Source organism: Pseudomonas sp. CFBP 13602, assembly GCF_014842725.1.
GTDB classification, from domain to species: Bacteria; Pseudomonadota; Gammaproteobacteria; order Pseudomonadales; family Pseudomonadaceae; genus Aquipseudomonas; species Aquipseudomonas baltica.
In genome coordinates, this window is sequence record NZ_JACYVT010000005.1 from 209,904 (window position 1) to 230,483 (window position 20,580).

At 63.4% G+C, this 20,580-nt stretch carries 19 protein-coding genes; 10 read left to right on the top strand and 9 right to left on the bottom strand.

The window, feature by feature from the left end; translation table 11 throughout:
* Positions 1 to 2 precede the first annotated feature (2 nt).
* Positions 3 to 1,211, bottom strand: coding sequence for a bifunctional phosphopantothenoylcysteine decarboxylase/phosphopantothenate--cysteine ligase CoaBC (coaBC, locus tag IFU31_RS12210; RefSeq protein WP_122479961.1), 1,209 nt, complete (start codon positions 1,209 to 1,211; stop codon positions 3 to 5).
* Positions 1,212 to 1,345: 134 nt separating this feature from the next.
* Here coaBC and radC point away from each other — a divergent pair, with 134 nt between their 5' ends.
* Positions 1,346 to 2,020: a RadC family protein gene (gene radC / locus IFU31_RS12215; RefSeq protein WP_122479960.1), complete on the top strand. Its 675-nt coding sequence runs from the start codon at positions 1,346 to 1,348 to the stop codon at positions 2,018 to 2,020.
* Positions 2,021 to 2,036: 16 nt separating this feature from the next.
* On the opposite strand, the gene IFU31_RS12220 is transcribed toward radC, so the two are convergent.
* Entirely contained in the window at positions 2,037 to 3,626 is a 1,590-nt protein-coding gene (locus IFU31_RS12220) for an ABC transporter substrate-binding protein (protein ID WP_192103097.1), read from the bottom strand.
* A 372-nt stretch (positions 3,627 to 3,998) separates the two neighbouring features.
* Here IFU31_RS12220 and rpmB point away from each other — a divergent pair, with 372 nt between their 5' ends.
* Positions 3,999 to 4,235 (top strand): 50S ribosomal protein L28, encoded by a 237-nt coding sequence (rpmB, locus tag IFU31_RS12225; RefSeq protein ID WP_122479958.1) that lies wholly within the window; start codon positions 3,999 to 4,001, stop codon positions 4,233 to 4,235.
* A 12-nt stretch (positions 4,236 to 4,247) separates the two neighbouring features.
* Entirely contained in the window at positions 4,248 to 4,403 is a 156-nt protein-coding gene (gene rpmG, locus IFU31_RS12230; protein ID WP_022960960.1) for a 50S ribosomal protein L33, read from the top strand.
* 144 nt (positions 4,404 to 4,547) lie between these two features.
* Here the strand turns inward: rpmG and IFU31_RS12235 are convergent, their stop codons facing one another.
* Complete coding sequence (locus IFU31_RS12235) at positions 4,548 to 4,910, bottom strand: cupin domain-containing protein (RefSeq protein WP_122479957.1); 363 nt, start codon at positions 4,908 to 4,910, stop codon at positions 4,548 to 4,550.
* Positions 4,911 to 5,073: 163 nt separating this feature from the next.
* Here IFU31_RS12235 and IFU31_RS12240 point away from each other — a divergent pair, with 163 nt between their 5' ends.
* Complete coding sequence (locus IFU31_RS12240; RefSeq protein ID WP_122479956.1) at positions 5,074 to 6,567, top strand: aldehyde dehydrogenase; 1,494 nt, start codon at positions 5,074 to 5,076, stop codon at positions 6,565 to 6,567.
* A gap of 24 nt (positions 6,568 to 6,591) precedes the next feature.
* On the opposite strand, the gene IFU31_RS12245 is transcribed toward IFU31_RS12240, so the two are convergent.
* Together IFU31_RS12245 and IFU31_RS12250 are read right to left on the bottom strand one after the other, a co-directional pair.
* Complete coding sequence (locus IFU31_RS12245; RefSeq protein ID WP_192103098.1) at positions 6,592 to 8,154, bottom strand: phospholipase D family protein; 1,563 nt, start codon at positions 8,152 to 8,154, stop codon at positions 6,592 to 6,594.
* Positions 8,155 to 8,197: 43 nt separating this feature from the next.
* Positions 8,198 to 9,637 carry an aminotransferase-like domain-containing protein gene (locus tag IFU31_RS12250; RefSeq protein WP_192103100.1) on the bottom strand — a complete coding sequence of 480 codons (1,440 nt, stop codon included), beginning with the start codon at positions 9,635 to 9,637 and terminating at the stop codon, positions 8,198 to 8,200.
* Positions 9,638 to 9,802: 165 nt separating this feature from the next.
* Between IFU31_RS12250 and IFU31_RS12255 the strand changes: the two genes are divergently transcribed.
* Positions 9,803 to 10,039: a DUF1127 domain-containing protein gene (locus tag IFU31_RS12255; RefSeq protein ID WP_122479953.1), complete on the top strand. Its 237-nt coding sequence runs from the start codon at positions 9,803 to 9,805 to the stop codon at positions 10,037 to 10,039.
* A 36-nt stretch (positions 10,040 to 10,075) separates the two neighbouring features.
* Here IFU31_RS12255 and IFU31_RS12260 read toward each other — a convergent pair whose 3' ends face one another.
* Positions 10,076 to 11,368, bottom strand: coding sequence for an NAD(P)/FAD-dependent oxidoreductase (locus tag IFU31_RS12260; protein WP_122479952.1), 1,293 nt, complete (start codon positions 11,366 to 11,368; stop codon positions 10,076 to 10,078).
* A gap of 110 nt (positions 11,369 to 11,478) precedes the next feature.
* Here IFU31_RS12260 and IFU31_RS12265 point away from each other — a divergent pair, with 110 nt between their 5' ends.
* Positions 11,479 to 11,832, top strand: a complete 354-nt coding sequence (locus IFU31_RS12265) for a YkgJ family cysteine cluster protein (RefSeq protein ID WP_122479951.1) — start codon at positions 11,479 to 11,481, stop codon at positions 11,830 to 11,832.
* Between the two features lie 12 nt (positions 11,833 to 11,844).
* On the opposite strand, the gene IFU31_RS12270 is transcribed toward IFU31_RS12265, so the two are convergent.
* Positions 11,845 to 12,333 carry an Lrp/AsnC ligand binding domain-containing protein gene (locus IFU31_RS12270; RefSeq protein ID WP_043192202.1) on the bottom strand — a complete coding sequence of 163 codons (489 nt, stop codon included), beginning with the start codon at positions 12,331 to 12,333 and terminating at the stop codon, positions 11,845 to 11,847.
* A gap of 156 nt (positions 12,334 to 12,489) precedes the next feature.
* Here IFU31_RS12270 and dadA point away from each other — a divergent pair, with 156 nt between their 5' ends.
* The 4 genes from dadA (at position 12,490) to IFU31_RS12290 (ending at position 17,563) form a co-directional block, all read left to right on the top strand.
* Entirely contained in the window at positions 12,490 to 13,791 is a 1,302-nt protein-coding gene (gene dadA / locus IFU31_RS12275; protein WP_192103101.1) for a D-amino acid dehydrogenase, read from the top strand.
* A gap of 74 nt (positions 13,792 to 13,865) precedes the next feature.
* On the top strand, positions 13,866 to 14,933 hold the full coding sequence (gene alr, locus IFU31_RS12280; RefSeq protein ID WP_122479949.1) for an alanine racemase: 1,068 nt from the start codon (positions 13,866 to 13,868) through the stop codon (positions 14,931 to 14,933).
* 138 nt (positions 14,934 to 15,071) lie between these two features.
* Positions 15,072 to 15,620 (top strand): cupin domain-containing protein, encoded by a 549-nt coding sequence (locus IFU31_RS12285; RefSeq protein ID WP_122479948.1) that lies wholly within the window; start codon positions 15,072 to 15,074, stop codon positions 15,618 to 15,620.
* 11 nt (positions 15,621 to 15,631) lie between these two features.
* Positions 15,632 to 17,563, top strand: a complete 1,932-nt coding sequence (locus tag IFU31_RS12290) for an acetyl-CoA hydrolase/transferase C-terminal domain-containing protein (RefSeq protein WP_122479947.1) — start codon at positions 15,632 to 15,634, stop codon at positions 17,561 to 17,563.
* Positions 17,564 to 17,761: 198 nt separating this feature from the next.
* On the opposite strand, the gene IFU31_RS12295 is transcribed toward IFU31_RS12290, so the two are convergent.
* Together IFU31_RS12295 and rep are read right to left on the bottom strand one after the other, a co-directional pair.
* On the bottom strand, positions 17,762 to 18,334 hold the full coding sequence (locus tag IFU31_RS12295; protein WP_192103103.1) for a xanthine phosphoribosyltransferase: 573 nt from the start codon (positions 18,332 to 18,334) through the stop codon (positions 17,762 to 17,764).
* Between the two features lie 58 nt (positions 18,335 to 18,392).
* Positions 18,393 to 20,402, bottom strand: coding sequence for a DNA helicase Rep (gene rep, locus IFU31_RS12300; RefSeq protein ID WP_122479945.1), 2,010 nt, complete (start codon positions 20,400 to 20,402; stop codon positions 18,393 to 18,395).
* Between the last annotated feature and the right edge of the window lie 178 nt (positions 20,403 to 20,580).

Here is a 20,580-nt window from a genome sequence, read left to right on the forward strand (position 1 = left end):
CGTTAAACCTGATCGAGGCGCTTGGCGATGAAGGAAACCAGCTGGCGGGCGATCTTGCCCTTGCTGGTCTGGGCGAAAGCAGTGGTCTGCAGCTGGCGGTCGATCACGCTGCAGGCGTTTTCTTCGCTGTTGAAACCGATGCTGGGGTTGGCGACGTCGTTGGCCACGATCAAATCCAGGTTCTTGTCCTGGAGCTTGCGCGCGGCATAGTCGAGCAGGTGTTCGGTTTCGGCGGCGAAGCCGACGCTGAAAGGGCGATCGGCGCGGCCGGCGATGGTCGCCAGGATGTCCGGGTTGCGTACCATCTGCAGCAGCAGGCCGTCACCGCTGGCCGGGTCTTTCTTGAGCTTCTGCGCGGCCACCACTTCGGGGCGGTAGTCGGCCACGGCGGCGGATGCGATGAACACGTCGCAGGGCATGCCGGCTTCGCAGGCAGCGAGCATGTCGCGTGCGCTGACCACATCGATGCGCGTCACGCGGTCGGGCGTGGGCAGGTGCACCGGGCCACAGATCAAGGTGACGCGAGCGCCGGCCTCGACGGCCGCTTCGGCCAGGGCAAAGCCCATCTTGCCGGAGCTGTGGTTGGTGATGTAGCGCACCGGATCGATGTTTTCCTGGGTCGGGCCGGCGGTGATCAGCACGTGCTTGCCGGTCAAGGCCAGGTGCTCGAAGCAGTCGGCCGCGCACAGCGCAAGCTCGGTGGCTTCGAGCATGCGGCCCAGGCCGATGTCGCCACAGGCCTGGCTACCCGCAGCCGGGCCGAAGACTTTCAGGCCACGGCTGCGCAGCAGGTGCAGGTTGTCCTGGGTGGCCGGATCGCGCCACATGGCCTGGTTCATGGCCGGCGCGATGGCCACGGTGGCATCGGTAGCCAGTACCAGCGTGGTCAGCAGGTCGTTGGCCATGCCCTGCGCCAGGCGCGCCATCAGGTCGGCAGTGGCGGGGGCGATGAGCACCAGGTCGGCCCATTTGGCCAGCTCGATATGGCCCATGGCGGCTTCGGCCGCGGGGTCCAGCAGGTCCATGTGTACCGGGTGGCCGGAAAGCGCCTGCAGCGTCAGCGGCGTGATGAACTCGCTGCCGCCCTTGGTCATTACCACGCGTACTTCGGCACCCTGCTCCAGAAGCCTACGTACCAGCTCGGCGCTCTTGTAGGCGGCAATGCCGCCGCCGACGCCCAGAATGATGCGTTTTCGATACAGCCGCTGCATAGGCCTGCCTTTATCATCTGGTAATAACACCACGGTGAAACCGCCTCCCGGGGCCGGGTCGCCGTGCAAAAAGTTGCGCTAAGATAGCACAGCGCTCGCTATGGAACAGCGAGGCTCACAGACAGGGAGTGGGGATGAGTATTCGCGATTGGCCCGAGGCCGAGCGGCCACGTGAGCGCCTGCTGGCGCATGGTCCGGGCAGTCTTTCCGATGGCGAGCTGCTGGCGATATTCCTGCGTACCGGCGTGGCCGGGCACAGCGCCGTGGACGTGGCGCGCAACCTGCTGATCCGCTTCGGCGGCCTGCGGGCCCTGCTCGAGGCCGACCAGAAAACCTTCAGCCAGCACTTCGGCATGGGGCCTGCCAAATACGCCCAGCTGCAGGCCTCCATCGAGATGAACCGCCGCTACATGGCCGAGCGGCTGAACCGCGGACCGGCCATGGAAGATCCCGAGTCGGTGCGCCGCTACCTCAAGGCCAAGCTGCGCCATGAGCGCCAGGAAGTGTTCGGTTGCCTGTTCCTGGACACCAAGCACCAGCCGTTGGGTTTCGAGGTGCTGTTTCGCGGCACCATCGACAGCGCGGCGGTGTATCCGCGCGAAGTGGTCAAGCGGGCCATAGCCATGAACGCCGCGGCGCTGATCCTGACGCACAATCACCCTTCAGGAAACCCGACCCCGAGCCAGGCCGACCGCGCGCTGACCCAGCGCCTCAAGGAATCGCTGGCGCTGGTCGACGTGCGCGTGCTCGATCACATCATCATCGGCGAAGGCGAGCCGCTGTCGATGGTCGAGCATGGCTGGATGTGAGTGGCCTCGCTGCGTCCTATTTACCCACAGACACCTTGGAAAAGTCCTGCCGGCCGAACGGGCTGACGCTGTACCCCTCGACGCCCTTGCGGGCCAGCACGGCCGCCGTCGGGTGTGCCAGTGGCAGCCACAGCGCCTGCTGCTGGATCTGCATCTGGGCCTGGTGGTACAGCTTGCTGCGTTGGGCCTGGTCGGTCACCGCCTTGCCATCACTGATCAGCTTGTCCAGGGTCTTGTCGCAATAGCGCGCGAAGTTGGTCCCGGACTGTACCGCCGCGCAGGAAAACTGCGGCGTCAGGAAGTTGTCCGGATCACCGTTGTCGCCAGCCCAGCCCATGAACAACAGGTCATGCTCACCGGCCTTGGCGCGACGGATCAGCTCGCCCCATTCGATCACGCGGATTTCGGCCTTGATGCCGACCTTGGCCAGGTCCGCCTGCAGCAGCTGCGCTCCCAGGCTGGGGTTGGGGTTGAGCAGGCTGCCCGATGGGCGGGTCCAGATGGTAGTGTTGAAGCCGTCCTTCAGGCCGGCCTTGGCCAGCAATTCACGCGCCTTGGCGGTGTCCTGCCGGTAACCCGGCAGGTCCCGCGCATAGCTCCAGGTATTGGGCGGGTAGGGCCCATTGGCCGCCTCCGCAGTGCCCTCGAACACGGCCTTGAGGTAGCTGTCCTTGTCGAACGCCAGGTTGATCGCCTGGCGCACTTCAGGCTTGTCCAGCGGCGGGTGCTGGCTGTTGATGGCCAGGAACGCGGTCATGAAGGCTTCGGTCTTGATCACCTGAAGGCTCTTGTCGTCGGCGGCTGCGGCAATGTCCAGCGGCTTGGGCGAGAGGGTCAGTTGGCACTCGTTGCGCCGCAGCTTCTGCAGGCGCACGTTGGCGTCCGGGGTGATGGCAAACAGCAGCGGGTCGACCGCAGGTTTGCCGGCGAAGTAATCCGGGTTGGCCTTGTAGCGCACCACGGCGTCCTTCTCGAAGCGTACGAAGATGAACGGACCGCTGCCGATCGGCTGGCTGTTGAGTTTTTCCGGAGTACCGGCCTGCATCAGTTGCTCGGCGTATTGCGCCGAATAGATCGAGGCGAAGCCCATGCTCAAGGTCGCCAGGAACGTCGCATCGGGATGATCCAGGGTAAACCGGACGGTCAGCGGATCAGGCGCCTCGATCTTCTTGATCAGACTCGGCAGCTGCATCGACTGGGCGTGCGGAAAGCCACTCTGCGCGACCTTGTGCCAGGGGTTGGCCGGGTCGAGCATGCGCTGGAAGCTGAACAGCACGTCCTGCGCATTCAGCTCGCGGTCGGGCTTGAAGTACGAGGTGCCGTGGAACTTGACGCCGGGGTGCAGCTTGAACGTGTAGGTCAGGCCATCGGCCGATACGGCCCAGCTGTCCGCCAGGCTGGGAACGACCTTGCCGGCCTTGGCATCGAACTCCACCAGGCGGTTCATCAGCACGTCGGCCGACGCGTTGGTGGTGGTCAGGGAATTGTACTGGACCACGTCGAAGCCTTCGGGGCTGGCCTCGGTACAGACTGTCAGCGGCGCGGCATGAACCAGCGCAGAGGCAAACAGGGGAGCAAGCAAGAACGGCAAAGTCGCAAGACGCATGGTGTGTTCCTTGGCGTGTCGAGGGCCCATCTGCCTATGCAGTCTGGAGAAAAGTCCTACCCTAGAGATGTCCGGCAGCGTTGACTATCCCTAAATCGTTTTTTTGCGCGACGAGTGGTCGTGCCGCAGCACGCCCGCCACTGCTGCGCGTGAGCCAGTAGCTGTGTTGCGCGACACATTGATTGTGCATCTGCAGTTGTTGCGCCAAAGGCTTTCTGGTATAAAGCAGCGCTCTTTTCTAGGGCCCTGTTCCTCTGCCTTTACGGTGAGGTGGGTAAGACCCTGAAGAAACGCGGCGCCGTGCGCCAAATGACTGAAAGATAAGCGGCCAACCCATGCCGGGTTGGGCATGTGGTTTTAGAGGGCTGAGGCATGTCGAGAGTCTGTCAAGTTACCGGTAAGGGTCCGGTGACTGGGAATAACATTTCCCACGCAAACAACAAAACCCGTCGTCGTTTCCTGCCGAACCTGCAGCATCACCGCTTCTGGGTTGAAGAAGAGAAACGTTTTGTGCGTCTGCGCGTATCCGCCAAGGGCATGCGTATCATCGACAAGCGTGGCATCACTGTCGTGCTGGCCGAAATCCGTCGCGATGGCGGCAAGGTTTAAGGGAGCTTTATCATGCGTGAATTGATTCGTTTGATCTCGAGCGCCGGTACTGGTCACTTCTACACTACCGACAAGAACAAGCGTACTACTCCGGACAAGATCGAGATCAAGAAATTTGATCCGGTTGTTCGCAAGCACGTGATGTACAAGGAAGGCAAAATCAAGTAATTGATTTTGGCGACCAGAAAAAGGCCCGTATCGAAAGATGCGGGCCTTTTTTTTGGTGTGAATTCTGGATCGCGGGGGTGCTTTCGCGGGTAGAACCCGCTCCCACAGGTGCACTCGCTCTTACAGGGGGTGTGTGGAGCAGCCTTAATCCTTGGCTTCGAACACCACGTAGATCTTGCGGCAGGCTTCCAGTACTTCCCAAGTGCCACTGAAACCGGCGGGGATCACGAAGCGGTCGCCGGCGCGCAGCGTCTTGCCGTTGCCCTGGCTGTCGCGCAACACGGAGACGCCCTGCACGATTTCGCAGTATTCATGCTCGGTATAGTTGACTGTCCATTGCCCTACCTGGCCTTCCCATACCCCCGCGTTCATCTGCCCGCAGGGGCTCTGGTAGTGGTTGAACAGTGTCTGTTCGGGGTCGCCGCCAAGGATCTTCTCGGGCGCAGGCCGGTAGCGTTCCGGGGCGACGCTGTGTTGAGCAAAATCGACGATGCTGGTGATGTTCATGCAGGAAACCCCTCGCTTGTTGGATAAAACGCACATCCGTGGGCCTCTGTGCGCCAAGTGTCAAATATATTGAAAAGCGTCACACCGGTGGTTTAGGGTGGTTCGATGTCATCCCGTCCAGCCTTGCACGGCCGGGCTTTGCATTCAATCACAGGAGATCCGTATGACCACTCTGACTCGCGCTGACTGGGAACAACGTGCCCAGCAGCTGAAGATCGAAGGGCGCGCGTTCATCGACGGCGAATACACCGACGCCGTGTCGGGCCAGACCTTCGAATGCGTAAGCCCCGTCGATGGCCGGCTGTTGGCCCAGGTGGCCAGCTGCGACGCTGCCGATGCCCAGCGAGCGGTCGAGAATGCCCGCGCCACGTTCGACTCCGGCGTCTGGGCCAAGGCGGCACCGGCCAAGCGCAAGGCCACCCTGATTCGTTTCGCCAGCCTGCTGCGGGAAAATGCCGAAGAGCTCGCGCTTCTGGAAACATTGGACATGGGCAAGCCGATCAGCGATTCGCTGAACATCGACGTGCCTGGTTCGGCCAATGCCCTGGCCTGGAGCGGCGAGGCCATCGACAAGGTCTACGACGAAGTCGCCCCGACCCCGCACGATCAGCTCGGCCTGGTCACCCGCGAAGCCGTGGGCGTGGTCGCCGCAGTGGTGCCGTGGAACTTCCCGCTGATGATGGCCTGCTGGAAACTGGGGCCGGCCCTGGCCACGGGCAACTCGGTGATTCTCAAGCCTTCGGAAAAATCTCCGCTGACGGCCATTCGCATCGCCCAGCTGGCGATCGAGGCGGGCATTCCCAAAGGTGTGCTCAACGTGCTCCCGGGCCACGGCCACACGGTGGGCAAGGCGCTGGCTCTGCACATGGACGTGGACACCGTGGTGTTCACCGGCTCGACCAGGATCGCCAAGCAACTGATGATCTACGCTGGCGAGTCGAACATGAAGCGCGTCTGGCTGGAAGCAGGTGGCAAGAGCCCCAACATCGTGTTCGCCGATGCGCCGGACCTGCAGGCCGCGGCCGATTCGGCAGCCAGTGCCATTGCCTTCAACCAAGGCGAAGTCTGTACGGCCGGTTCACGCCTGCTGGTGGAACGTTCGGTCAAGGAGCGCTTTCTGCCGATGGTGGTCGAGGCGCTCAAGGGTTGGAAACCCGGCAACCCGCTGGACCCGGCGACCAACGTCGGTGCGCTGGTGGACACCCAGCAGATGAACACCGTGCTGTCGTACATTGCGGCCGGTCAGGAAGGCGGCGCAACGCTGCTGGTGGGCGGCAAGCGCATCCTCGAGGAAACCGGCGGCACTTACGTAGAACCGACCATTTTCGATGGCGTGACCAATGCCATGAAGATCGCCCAGGAAGAGATTTTCGGGCCGGTATTGTCGGTGCTTACCTTCGATACTGCCGAGGAGGCCGTGCGCATCGCCAACGACAGCGCCTATGGCCTGGCCGCCGCGGTATGGACGGCGGACATCTCCAAGGCGCACCTGACGGCCAAGGCGTTGCGTGCCGGCAGTGTGTGGGTCAATCAGTACGATGGTGGCGACATGACCGCGCCGTTCGGTGGTTTCAAGCAGTCGGGCAACGGCCGTGACAAGTCGCTGCACGCGTTCGACAAATACACCGAATTGAAGGCCACCTGGATCAAGCTCTGATCCATCGCCAGGGGGGCTGGGGAATCAAAGCATCTTTTCCAGCCCCACTGCCTCGCTGAACCATGCGTTCAGCCTTCGCCACCAGTCACCCGGCTCGCGGTAGAGGGTATGCATCTGCTGGTGGTCCTCGGTGTCCCATACCACCTGGCCATTTTCCAGGCGCACCTGATAGCTGCGCGCAGGCGACATGCCCTCATGGGCCAGGTGGCGCATCTGCGCTGCCAGTTCCGGGCTGTCGACCAGCACCCCGACCTCGGTATTCCACAACACCGAACGCGGATCGAAATTGAACGAGCCGATGAAGGATTTGCGCGCATCGAAGATCATCGCCTTGCTGTGCAGGCTGGAATCGGAACTGCCGGTGAAACTCAGGGACACGTCGCCATCGTCACCTGGCTGGCGACGCAGTTCGAACAGCTTCACGCCATGTTCGAGCAACGCCTTGCGGTAGGGCACGTACCCGCCGTGTACTGCGGGCACATCGGTGGCTTCCAGTGAATTGGTCAACAGGCTGACGTCGACCCCGGCGTCGGCGCGCCCGGTGAGGTAGTCGCGGCCAGCCTCGCCCGGTACGAAATAGGCAGAGATCAACATCAGTTCATGCTTGACCCGGGTCAGCTCAGGCGCGAGCTGGGTAGTCAGCAGCAGGTGCGGGTCGGGCTCGCCGCGGGCCAGCACCTTGGTAGGTGCATCCCACAGCGCCTGGCCCCAGGCCCAGATCAGTTGCTGCCGCCAGATGTCCATCTGTGGCGCGCTCTGATAGGTCATCAGGCGTTCGTAGAGAACATGGTGCTGGCGTCTGGATTCAAGCAGCGACTGCTCCAGGCGCACGCGCGTGGACGCCAGGTGCCTGGCCGTGGGAACGGTGAACAGAAAGTTGGCGATCGGCTGGCTCAGCGCACTGTTCCAGTACTGATCGAAGCTGTAGCCCAGTTGCTGGGCCACCGGCCCGAAGCCGAGCAGGTCGATGTCGGTGAAGTTCATGTCCGGCTCGGCGTCGAAGTATTCGTCGCCCAGGTTGCGCCCGCCGACGATGGCCACGCTGTTGTCGGCCAGCCACAGTTTGTTGTGCATGCGCCGGTGTTGCCGCGACAGTTGCAGCAGGCGGCCCACTGCACGCGTGGCGCCGGTGGATCGGCCCAGGTGCGTCGGGTTGAACAGGCGGATCTGGATGTTCTGATGCGCGGCCAGGGTGGCGATGGTCTTGTCCAGGCCATCGCTGGTGGTGTCGTCCAGCAGGATGCGCACGCGCACGCCGCGTTCGGCGGCCTTGAGCAGCTCGTCGACCAGCGCTCGGGTACTGAAACCGTCGTGAACGATGTAGTACTGCAGGTCGAGGCTGCCCTGGGCGTTGCGGATCAATTCGGCGCGTGCGCGAAACGCCTCATCGCTGCTCGACAACAGGCGGAACCCCGATTGTCCGTGGTGGGCCTGTACCTGAGCCTGCACCGACCTGCCGAAGGCCGATTGTTCGGCCGGTAACATCTCGCTGTAGTCCCGCGGCGCGTTCACGCTGGCGCAGCCTTGCAGGGCCAGGATCAAGGTCAACAGCAGCGGTAACAGCCTGGGGCAGGGCAAAGCGATCATCCTTGGCAGAGGGGGAGGCGTGCAGTTCGACCCTGGCAGGCCGTCAAAGGTCAGCATCGGGGTGTGGATTTTCCACCAGCAGTTGCCGTGCGCAGCTGCCCACCGCGCGCACCGCGGCCTCTATCTGCGGCGTGGGCTTGCTGGCGAAGTTCATGCGCAGGCAATTGCGGTATTTGCCCGACGCCGAAAAAATGCTGCCCACGGCGATCTGCACGCCCTGGTCGAGCAGCAGGCGGTTGAGCTTGAGGGTATCGAAGCCGTCGGGCAATTCGACCCACAGCATGAACCCGCCTTGCGGGCGGCTGCAGCGGGTGCCGGCGGGAAAGTAACGAGTGACCCAGTCGATCATCAGGTCGCGGCTGCGCTGGTACTGGGTGCGCATGCGCCGCAGATGCGGTTCGTAGTGGCCGCCCTTGATGAACTCGGCGATGGCCAGCTGCGGCTGTGTCGATGTCGACCCGGTGCCGATGTACTTCATGTGCAGCACCCGTTCCAGGTAGCGGCCCGGGGCGACGAAACCGATCCGCAGACCCGGCGCCAGGGTCTTGGAGAACGAACTGCACAACAGCACCCGGCCGTCTTCGTCGAACGACTTGATCGTGCGCGGACGTGGGTAGCTGAAGGCCAGGTCGCCATACACATCGTCCTCGATGATCGCCACGTCGAAGCGCTGGGCGAGCGTCAGCAGCGCGCGCTTGCGGGCTTCGGGCATGACGTAGCCCAATGGGTTGTTGCAGTTGGGCGTCAGCTGTATGGCCTTGATCGGCCACTGCTCCAATGCCAGTTCAAGCGCCTGCAGGCTGATGCCGGTCAGCGGGTCGGTGGGGATTTCCAGAGCCTTCATGCCCAGGCCCTTGAGCGTCTGCATGGCGCCGAAGAAGCTCGGCGAGTCCACGGCGACGATATCGCCGGGTTCGCAGATGGCGCGCACGCTGGCCGACAGCGCCTCGTGGCAGCCGGTGGTGACCACCAGTTCGCCAATGCTCAACTGGCAACCGGCGTCCACCAGCAACCGGGCGATCTGCTCGCGCAGGGCCTGGGTGCCATACAGCGAATCGTAGTACAGGCCTGGCATGGCCTGGTGTCGGCTCAGGCGGGCCAGCTCGCGCAGCAGGGGACGCAGGGTCGGGCTGCTGACATCGGGCATGCCGCGGCCCAGCTGCACCACGTCATCACGCGGCGCGGCGCGCATCAGTTCGACCACCTGGTCCCACTGCGAGATTTCCACCGGACGCTGCATGGGCCGGCCTACGGCTGGCAGCGCCGGCAGCTCACGGACGGTGGGCACGAAATAGCCGGATTTGGGCCGCGGTGCCGCCAAGCCGTGGTCTTCGAGCTGGCGATAGGCTTGCTGCACGGTGCTCAGGCTGACGCCGTGCTCGATGCTCAGGGCGCGCACCGAGGGCAGTCGATCGCCGGGGCGATAGAGGCCCTGTTCGATGCGCCGAGTGAGCAGCTGGGCGAGGTTCATGTACAGGGTCATAGGGTCGCTCGCGCGGGTAACCATACAGATGCGCCCAAAATACAGCATTCAGACCGGCAGGTCAGCTGGCTGTATGGAAAACATAAGCCCTTTTTGAATCTGTATGAGATGCCCTCGGCTGCGGCACCATGGCCTTGCTGTCCAAACACTTCAAGGAGAACGGCCATGAACGGCTTGACCGATGTACGTCTGCTGCTGCGCACCGAAGAATTGCTGGAAGAGCCGAGGCTGCGCCCCTGCGCCGAGCGCGCACCGGCAGACCTGGGACGTTGGGCGCTGATGCTGCATCGCCTGCGCACACGGCCAGCCTTGCTGGAACTGGACAAGGACCAGTTGCGCGATATCGGCCTGGATGCGCAGCAGGCGCGTAGCGAAGGCTTGAAGCCGTTCTGGCGCCTGTAGTCGTGCGAGTTCCTGGCGGCTGCAGCGTTCGCAGCGCTAGCCCAGTTCCTTGAACCGGTGCCAGAGCATGCCCAGCGCCAGCAGCGGCGAGCGCAGGTGGCGACCGCCGGGAAAGGTCATGTGCGGCACCTTGGCGAACAGGTCGAAACCACGGCTGGCCTGGCCGCTGATGGCCTCGCCAAGCAGCTTGCCGGCCAGGTGGGTAACGTTCAGGCCGTGCCCGGAGTATGCCTGGGCATAGAACACGTTGGGCTGTTCCTTGAGTCGGCCGATCTGCGGCAAACGGTTGGCGCCGATGCCGATCATGCCGCCCCACTGATAGTCGATGCGCACATCCGCCAGTTGCGGGAACACCTCGAGCATCTTCGGCCGCATGTACTGGGCGATATCCTTCGGGTCACGCCCTGAATAGTGACAGGCACCGCCGAACAGCAAGCGCCGATCGGCAGACAATCGGTAGTAGTCGACCGTCACGCGCTGGTCGCACACCGCCGTGTTGCGCGGCAGCAACTGCCGCGCCTGCTCGGCATCCAGCGGCTCGGTGGCGATGATATAGCTGCCTGCAGGCAGCACCTTGCCGCTCAGCTGTGGGTTGAGATCGTTCAGGTAGGCATTGCAGCCCAGCACCAGGTAGCGTGCCCGTACCTGGCCCTGAGCGCTGTGCACGCGCACCTGCGGGCCATACTCGATGCGTGTCACCCGCGAGTGCTCGAAAAGCTGCACGCCGAGCTGCCGCGCCACCTCGGCTTCGCCCAAGGCCAGGTTCAGCGGATGCAGGTGGCCGGAGCCCATGTCGACCAGGCCGCCGTGGTAGCGATCCGACCCGACCACGCTGCGCATGTCCTGCGCTTCGACGATCTGCAACTCATGCGCGTAGCCCAGGCTGCGCAGCGCCTCGGCTTCTTCCATGAAGCCCTGCAACTGGGCCGGTTTGTTGGCCAGGTCACAGTAGCCCCAGGTCAGGTCGCACTCGATACGATGCTGGTCGATGCGCCGGCGCACGATTTCGACCGCTTCCAGCCCCATCAGGGTCAGGTCGCGCACCCCGTCGTCGCCGATGACCTTGCGGAACTGCTCCAGGCCGTGGCCGACCCCACGAATCAATTGCCCGCCGTTGCGCCCACTGGCGCCCCAGCCGATCTGGTGGGCTTCGAGCAGCGCGACGCTGAGCCCGCGCTGAGCCAGCTCGATGGCGGTGTTGAGCCCGGAGAAACCGCCGCCCACCACGCAGACGTCGACGCTGACCTCACCCAGCAGGGGCGGGTATACCGGCTGCCGGTGCAGGCTGGCGGCGTAGTACGAAGCGGCGTGCTCGGCGTGAGCATTCATGGATAGGGTCCTGATGGCAGTGTGTGGAAAACCTGACGCAGCATAAGCCGGGGTTTCCCATGGCGGCAACCGCGCGGCACAATGGCGCCTTGCCCACCAGGTGACCCGTCATGAGCTGCAACAGCCACAAGCTCCGCTTTCTTCGCGAGCAGATTCCCTCGTTCGAATGCGTGCCGGGCTGCCACGACTGCTGCGGTCCGGTGACCACATCGTCCGAGGAAATGGCCCGGCTGCCGCGCAAGACGGCCGCCGAGCAGGAGGCCGCGATGGCCCGCCTCGACTGTGTGCACCTGGGGCCGCAGGGATGCACGGTGTACGAGGAGCGCCCGCTGATCTGCCGGCTGTTCGGGACCACGCCGACATTGCCGTGCCCCAACGGACGGCGCCCCACCGAGCTGATCGACCCTGCCGTGGAACATCAGGTGCACAAGCTGATCGCCAGTACGCGTCAGGTGCTGGTCTGAAGCGTCTGTGGATCAGTCCGGCACCGGCAGGTTCAGGCTCTCCTTCACTTCTTCCATGACGATGTAGCTCTTGGATTCGCGCACGTGGGGCAGTTTCAGCAGGATATCGCCCAGTAGCTTGCGGTAGGACGCCATCTCCGAGATACGTGCCTTGACCAGGTAGTCGAAGTCACCCGACACCAGATGGCATTCCAGCACATGGGGCAGCTTGAGCACGGCGCGGCGAAACTCTTCGAAGGTGTCGCCCGACTTGTAGTCCAGGCTGATCTCGACGAACACCAGCAGGCTGCCGCGCAGATGCTGCGGATTGAGCCGGGCGTAATAGCCCATGATGATGCCTTCGCGCTCCAGGCGGCGGACTCGCTCGGTGCACGGTGTGGTCGACAGGCCGACCTTCTCGCCCAGTTCGGTGAACGACATGCGCCCGTCGGCCTGCAGGATGCGCAGGATGTTGCGGTCGATCTTGTCGAGTTCGCGTTTGCTCTGGTGCTGGGTACGCACAGGCGATGCCCCTCCGTTAAAGCGCTGATGGCCGAGAATTGTCGCCAAATATAGCCTTGCATACAGTGAAAAGCACTGGCTGGACCTTTTTATACTGCCCACATCTTCGGACCTAACATCTTACGTCAGCGGATTTCCGCGATGAGGGCGACACACATGCGCGTTCTGGTACTCGGTAGTGGTGTGATCGGCACCGTCAGTGCCTATTATCTGGCTCGGCAGGGCATGGATGTGACCGTGGTCGATCGCCAGCCGGCCGTCGCCATGGAAACCAGCTTCGCCAATGCCGGGCAGGTATCGCCGGGCTATGCCTCGCCCTGGGCCGCGCCGGGTGTGCCGCTCAAGGCGATCAAATGGCTGCTGGAACGCCATTCACCGCTGGCGATCAAGCTGACCGGCGATGTCGACCAGTACCTGTGGATGGCGCAGATGCTGCGCAACTGCACCGCCAGCCGCTATGCGGTGAACAAGGAGCGCATGGTGCGCCTGTCCGAGTACAGCCGCGACTGCCTCGACGAGCTGCGCGCGGAAACCGGCATCGCCTACGAAGGCCGCACCCTGGGCACCACTCAGCTGTTCCGTACCCAGGCGCAACTGGACAACGCGGCCAAGGACATCGCCGTTCTGGAACAGTCCGGCGTGCCCTACGAATTGCTCGACCGCGAGGGCATTGCCCGCGTCGAGCCGGCCCTGGCATCGGTGACCGGCATTCTGGCCGGCGCCCTGCGCCTGCCCAACGACCAGACCGGCGATTGCCAGATGTTCACCACCCGCCTGGCGCAGATGGCCAAGGATCTGGGTGTGCAGTTCCGCTTCGGCCAGGCCATCGAGCGCCTGGATTTCGCCGGTGACCGCATCAACGGTGTATGGATCGACGGCAAGCTGGAAACCGCCGACCGCTACGTGCTGGCACTGGGCAGCTATTCGCCGCAGTTGCTCAAGCCATTGGGCATCAAGGCGCCGGTCTACCCGCTCAAGGGCTACTCGCTGACCGTGCCGATCACCCACCCGGCGATGGCGCCGACCTCGACCATTCTCGACGAGAGCTACAAGGTCGCGATCACCCGTTTCGACAACCGTATCCGCGTGGGCGGGATGGCCGAAATCGCCGGTTTCGACCTGAGCCTGAACCCGCGTCGCCGCGAGACCCTGGAAATGATCGTCAATGACCTGTACCCACAGGGGGGGGATCTGGCCCAGGCCAGTTTCTGGACCGGGCTGCGGCCAACCACCCCCGACGGTACGCCGATCGTCGGTGCCACGCCGTTCAAGAACCTGTTTCTCAACACCGGTCACGGCACCCTGGGCTGGACCATGGCGTGCGGCTCGGGGCGCTTGCTTGCCGACCTGATCGCGCGTAAAACGCCGCAGATCAGCGCTGCCGGTCTCGACATATCGCGCTACGGCCAGCCGTACGACACCGTTCGCCGAGGCCAGTCAGCGCCAGCGCACTCGTAAGTTTCACACCTGCTCCTCGCCCGGTTCGGTATACAACCGGGCGACTTCGTCAACTTTTGCACAAGAAGCCCGCCATGCGTCCAGCTCGCGCCTCTATCGACCTTTCGGCCCTGCGCCACAACTATCGCCTGGCGCGTGAAATGAGCGGGGCCAAGGCACTGGCAGTGGTCAAGGCCGACGCCTACGGTCACGGTGCAGTGCGCTGCGCGCAGGCGTTGGAGGGCGAAGCGGACGGGTTCGCCGTGGCCTGCATCGAGGAAGCCCTGCAACTGCGCGCGGCTGGCATCGAGGCACCGGTGTTGCTGCTCGAAGGTTTTTTCGAAGCCAGCGAATTGCCCCTCATCACCGAGCATGGGCTGTGGTGCGTGGTGCACTCGCTGTGGCAGCTCGAAGCCATCGAGCAGGCGCGGTTGAGCCAGCCGCTGCAGGTCTGGCTCAAGCTCGACTCGGGCATGCACCGCGTGGGCCTACACCCCAAGGATTACCAGAGCGCCTATCAGCGCCTGCTGGCCAGCGGCAAGGTGGCCAAGATCGTACTGATGAGCCATTTCGCCCGCGCCGATGAACTGGACTGCCCCAGCAGTACCGAGCAATTGGCGGTATTCGACACGGCGCGCCAAGGCCTGTCAGCCGAAATCAGCCTGCGCAATTCCCCGGCCGTGCTTGGCTGGCCGCAGATCCCCAGCGACTGGGTGCGTCCGGGCATCATGCTTTACGGTGCCACACCGTTCGAAACCGCCACGCCTGCCAGCGCCGCTCTGCAGCCGGTGATGACCCTGCAATCCAAGGTCATCAGCGTGCGTGAACTGCCTGCCGGGGAGGCCGTGGGCTACGGTGCCCGCTTCGTCACCCAGCGGCCGAGCCGAATCGGCGTGGTGGCCATGGGTTATGCCGATGGCTACCCGCGCCTGGCACCCAACGGGACGCCGGTGCTGGTCGACGGCGTACGCACCGGGTTGGCAGGGAGGGTGTCGATGGACATGCTCAATGTCGACCTGACCGATGTGCCCCATGCCGGCGTCGGCAGCACGGTCGAACTGTGGGGCAAGCAGGTGCTGGCCAGCGACGTGGCCCATGCCGCCGGGACCATCGCCTACCAGATCTTCTGCAACCTGCGCCGGGTGCCTCTGCAGTACCTCTAGCGCAACCGCTGGCGCCACGACCGGAGCGCGTTGCGCCCATGTGCCGCGGCGGCGCCTGCCAATGTGTTGTAAATCCCGAACGCTGTTGCCATGATACCGGCCATCATGAACTGCACAGCATTCCAGGAGGCTTACGCATTGGACGTCGGCGAACGACTGCAAGCCATTCGCAAACTCAAGGGTTTGTCCCAGCGTGAACTCGCCAAACGGGCGGGCGTCACCAACAGCACCATTTCCATGATCGAGAAGAACAGCGTGAGCCCCTCGATCAGCTCGCTGCGCAAGGTGCTGGGCGGGATCCCGATGTCCATGGTCGAGTTCTTTTCCGAAGAGCTGCAAGCCGAACGGCCGACCCAGGTGGTCTACAAGGCCAGTGAGCTGATCGATATCTCCGACGGCGCGGTCACCATGAAGCTGGTGGGCAAGGCCCATCCAAGCCGGGCCATTGCCTTTCTCAGCGAGGTCTATCCACCCGGCGCCGACACGGGCATGGAAATGCTCATGCATGAAGGCGAAGAGACCGGCATCCTGGTGGAGGGGCGCCTGGAATTGGTGGTTGGCCAAGACACCTACGTGCTGGAAGAGGGCGACAGCTACTACTTCGAAAGCAGCAAGCCGCATCGCTTCCGCAATCCGTTCGATACGCCGGCACGCCTTATCAGCGCCGCCACACCGGCCAATTTCTAGGGAGCCTGTGCATGGTCCAGCGATGTTCCATCGAGGCAGCCGTGGACCAGGTGCTCGAACGACTGCCTGCCCACATTCACATGGGCATGCCGTTGGGCCTGGGCAAACCCAACCGCTTCGTCAACGCGCTGTATGCCCGGATCAAGAGCCTTCCCCAGCGACGCCTGACGATCTACACCGCACTGGTGCTGGGCCGGCCACCCTTGGGCGACGGTTTGCAGAAGCGCTTGCTCGAACCCTTCGTGGAGCGCGTTTTCGGTGATTATCCCGAGTTCGAGTTTCTCGCCGACCTGCGCCGTGACGAGCTGCCCGCAAACGTCAGCGTGCAGCAATTCTTCATGCAGCCGGGCAGTTTGTTGAGCAGCACGACGGCGCAGCAGAGCTACATCAGCAGCAACTACAGCCACGCCGCTCGCGACATCAATGCAAAGGGGCTGAACCTGGTGGCGCAACTGGTCAGCCAGCACCCCGAGCAGGCCGGTCGCCTGAGCCTGAGCTGCAATCCGGACATCACTCTGGATCTGCTGCCGATGATCGAAAAGCGTCGCGCTGCTGGCGAGACCATCCTGGTGCTGGGCCAGGTCCACGAGGCATTGCCGTTCATGCCGGGCAGTGCCGAAATCGACAGCGCGGCCTTTGACCTGCTGGTCGATACCGCAGAGCGCTCGACGCTGTTCTCGACGCCGAACATGCCGGTCGGCCTGCAGGATCACTTCATCGGTCTGCACGCCAGCACCCTGGTGCGCGACGGCGGCACCCTGCAGATCGGCATCGGTGCAATGGGCGATGCGCTGAGCGCTGCCTTGCTCGCGCGCCAGGCGGACAACGGCGGCTACCGGGCGCTGCTCGCTGAGCTCGATCTGTCGCCCTGGCAGGCCTTGATCCAGGCCGAAGGTGGGGTGGAGCCTTTTGCTACCGGCCTGTACGGTTGCAGCGAGATGTTCGTCAACGGCCTGCTGGCCCTGGCCGAAGCAGGCGTGATACGCCGCAAGGTGTATCCCGACGTGGCTCGCCAGGCGGCGGCCAACGCCGGTGTGCTGCACGCCGACGAGGACCGGGACGGGGTGGTGGTGCACGGCGGTTTCTTCCTCGGGCCGAACAGTTTCTATGAGCGCTTGCGCGAGCTGCCCCCGGCCAGCCTTGCGCAGTTCGACATGACCGCGATCAGCTACATCAACGAGTTGTACGGCGACGAGCAGCTCAAGCGTCTGCAACGGCGCGATGCGCGCTTCATCAACACCGTGTTCACGGCCACGGTCATGGGTGCGGCGGTGTCGGACCAGCTCGAAGACGGTCGGGTCATCAGCGGGGTCGGCGGGCAATACAACTTCGTCGTTCAGGGGCATGCCCTGGAAGGCGCGCGTTCGGTGCTGATCCTGCGCAGTTGGCGCGAGTCGGCAGGGGTGATCAGTTCCAATGTGCTGTGGGACTACGGCCATTGCACGATTCCACGGCACCTGCGCGACATCGTCGTGACCGAGTACGGCATCGCCGACTTGCGTGGGCGTACCGACGCCGAGGTGATCGAGGCGATGATCAACATCAGCGATTCGCGCTTTCAGCCCAGCCTGATCGACGAGGCCCAGCGTGCCGGCAAGTTGAGCCGGGATTTCGTGCTCGATCCGCGCTTCGCTAACAACACCAGCGAGCGTCTGCAGGCGATTCGCGAGCGGCATGCTCCGCTGTTTCCGGAGTATCCGCTGGGGTGTGACTTCACCGATGAGGAAAAGGACCTGCTGCGGGCGCTGAATTGGCTCAAGAGCAAGTTCAAGCTCAGCGAAATGCTCGAGCTGGGCAAGGCGGCGCTCGAAGCGCCCCCGGCCAACCGCTACCCGCTGCACCTGCAGCGCATGGCGCTGGACCAGCCGCAGGGTTTGCGCGAAGAGCTTTACCAGCGTTTGGTACTGGCCGCCCTGCAGGAGACCGAAACCCCGGTGTTCTAGGCGTTACACCGCGTGCTCCCTTCGCGGCCGATGACCGCTCCTACGCAGGCCAATGATGCCAGCCATAGCGGTCGTGGGTCGCTCCTACGCAGACCAATGATGCCAGCCATAGCGGTCATGGGTCGCTCCCACGCAGGCCGATGATGCTCGCCGTAGGAGCGGTCATCGGCCGCGAAGGGCTGGATGCGGTGTATCAGGTCACTCCAGGAAGGTCACGATGCCGTTGGCCAGCGACTGCACGCGCGCCAGGGACTCTACGCGATAGCCCTGTGCATCGAGCTCGGCGCGGCCCCCCTGGAAGGATTTTTCGATGACGATACCCAGCCCGGCCAGCTTTGCACCGGCCTGGTTGATGATCGAAATCAATGCCTGCGATGCCTTGCCGTTGGCCAGGAAATCATCGATCACCAACACGGTATCGCTGCTGTTCAAATGACGCGGCGAAATGGCCACGGTGCTTTCGGTCTGCTTGGTGAACGAATACACCGAAGCCACCAGCAGGTTTTCCGTCAACGTCAGCGACTGATGCTTGCGCGCGAAGATCACCGGCACGCCCAGGCGCAGCCCGGCCATCACCGCCGGCGCGATACCCGAGGCCTCGATGGTGACGATCTTGGTGATCCCGGCATCGGCAAAGCGGCGAGCGAACTCGTCGCCGATCTGCTGCATCAAGAGCGGATCGATCTGGTGATTGAGAAAGGCATCGACCTTCAATACCTGATCGGAAAGCACGATGCCTTCTTCGCGAATCTTTTTGTGCAGAGCTTCCACGGTGGTTCCTCGATGTACCAATGTGCGCGGGCCGGCTGTGGCCCGGGCAGGGTTGAATTCAGCGTTTGAGCATGGCGCGGATATCGGCCAATGCAGTATTGCCGCGCACGGCTTTGACTTCCGTGGGCGTATCGTCGTTGCCTTCCCAGGCCAGATCGTCGGGCGGCAGCTCGTCGAGGAAGCGGCTGGGCGCGCAATCGATGATCTCACCGTACTGCTTGCGCTTGGCGGCAAAGGTGAACGCCAGGGTCTGTCGCGCGCGGGTGATACCCACGTACGCCAGACGGCGTTCTTCCTCGATGGTGTCGGCCTCGATACTGGAACGGTGCGGCAGGATTTCCTCTTCCATGCCCATGATGAACACGTAGGGAAACTCCAGCCCCTTGGAGGCGTGCAGGGTCATCATCTGTACGCCCTCGGCGCCGTCCTCTTCTTCCTGCTGACGTTCGAGCATGTCGCGCAGCACCAGCTTGCCGATCGCTTCCTCGACCGTCATCGCGCCGTCTTCGTCTTTCTCCAGGGTGTTCTTCAAGGCCTCGACCAGAAACCACACGTTGCTCATGCGGTAGTCGGCGGCCTTCTCGCTGGAGCTGTTGGTGCGCAGCCACTGCTCGTAGTCGATGTCCATGATCATGCTGCGCAGCGTGCCGATCGGGTCTTCACCGGCGCACTGCTCGCGGACCTTGTCCATGTAGCGCTTGAAGCGGCCCAGGCGATCGGTGAAGCGGGCGTCCAGATGTTCGCCCAGGCCGATCTCGTCGGTGGCCGCGTACATCGAGATCTTGCGCTCGGTGGCATAGTTGCCGAGTTTCTCCAGGGTCGTCGAGCCGATTTCCCGGCGCGGCACGTTGATCACGCGAAGGAAGGCATTGTCGTCGTCCGGGTTCACGATGAGGCGGAAGTAGGCCATCAGATCCTTCACTTCCTGACGCCCGAAGAAGCTGTTGCCGCCGCTCAGGCGATACGGAATCTGGTGGTGCTGCAACTTCAGCTCGATGAGCTTGGCCTGGTAGTTGCCCCGGTAGAGGATGGCGAAGTCACTGTAGGGCCGGTCGGTGCGCAGGTGCAGGCTGAGAATCTCGACGGCCACCCGCTCGGCCTCGGCATCTTCGTTGCGGCAGCGGATCACGCGGATTTCATCGCCGTGACCCATTTCGCTCCACAACTGTTTCTCGAACGCGTGGGGGTTGTTCGAGATGAGCACGTTGGCGCAGCGCAGGATACGGCTGGTGGAGCGATAGTTCTGCTCCAGCATGACCACCTTCAGCGACGGGTAGTCGTCCTTGAGCAGCATCAGGTTTTCCGGACGCGCGCCACGCCAGGCGTAGATCGACTGATCGTCGTCGCCGACCACGGTGAACTGGTTGCGCGTGCCGATCAACAGCTTCACCAGCAGGTACTGGCTGGCGTTGGTGTCCTGATATTCGTCCACCAGCAGGTAGCGGACCTTGTTCTGCCATTTTTCGAGAACGTCGGGGTGGTCCTGGAACAGCTTGACCGGCAGCAGGATGAGGTCGTCGAAGTCCACCGCGTTGAACGCGCGCAGCGTACGCTGGTAGTGGCTGTAGACGATGGCGGCGGTCTGCTCCTTGGGGTTGCGTGCCTGCTCCAGCGCCTGGGGCGGCAGGACCAGGTCGTTCTTCCAGGCGCCGATCATGTTCTTGATCTCGTCGACGCCGTCTTCGCCCGAGTACTCCTTCTGCATGATGTCGGTCATCAGCGCTTTCACGTCGGCTTCGTCGAAGATCGAGAAGCCTGGCTTGAAGCCCAGCCGCGCGTGTTCCTTGCGGATGACGTTGAGGCCCAGGTTGTGAAAGGTCGACACGGTCAGGCCGCGGCCCTCGCCGCCGCGCAGCAGGCTGCCGACGCGCTCTTTCATCTCGCGCGCCGCCTTGTTGGTGAAGGTCATGGCGACGATGTACTGGGCACGAATGCCGCAGTTCTGGATCAGATGGGCGATCTTGCGGGTGATCACGCTGGTCTTGCCGGAGCCTGCACCGGCGAGCACCAAAAGAGGGCCGCCGACGTAGTTCACGGCTTCTTGCTGCCGGGGGTTGAGTCGGGACATGACGGGAGTCACTGACGAAATGGCCGCGCATTTTAGCACCGCTGGTTCAACTGTGCCGCGACCGCAGATCCATTAAAATTTGCCGGTTTGCCGACTTTGCAGCAGGATGTGGTTACACGTTGACACGTACTGTGGATTGGGTCTGCCCCGAGCTGCTGGCGAGGCCGTTTTTAAGCGC